This window comes from Micromonospora sp. BL4, from assembly GCF_003667505.1.
In the GTDB taxonomy this organism is placed as follows: Bacteria; Actinomycetota; Actinomycetes; order Mycobacteriales; family Micromonosporaceae; genus Micromonospora.
Window position 1 is genome coordinate 1 of record NZ_RCVJ01000004.1, and the last position, 393, is coordinate 393.

The following is a 393-nucleotide window of genomic DNA, read 5'->3' on the forward strand; positions in this document are numbered from 1 at the left end:
GCCCGGCTACACCGCCTCGTGGTCCAGCATCAGCTGGCTCGGACCGCGGATCGCCTCGCACGGTTTCGTGGTGATCGGCATCGAGACCAACACCCGGTTCGACCAGCCGGACAGCCGTGGCCGGCAGTTGCTCGCCGCGCTGGACTACCTCACCGAGCGCAGCTCGGTGCGCAGCCGCATCGACAGCAGTCGGCTCGCCGTGGCCGGCCACTCGATGGGCGGCGGTGGCAGTCTGGAGGCGGCCTCGGACCGGCCGTCGTTGCAGGCCGCGGTGCCGCTGGCGCCGTGGAACCTGGACAAGAGCTGGTCCGAGGTGCGGGTGCCCACGCTGATCATCGGTGGTGAGAGCGACAGTGTCGCGCCGGTCTCGTCGCACTCGGTGCCGTTCTACAC

At 70.5% G+C, this 393-nt stretch carries 1 pseudogene; it reads left to right on the forward strand.

The features are described from left to right. Positions 1 to 393 (forward strand): annotated as a pseudogene (locus tag EAD89_RS00020) (alpha/beta hydrolase); the annotation flags it as partial.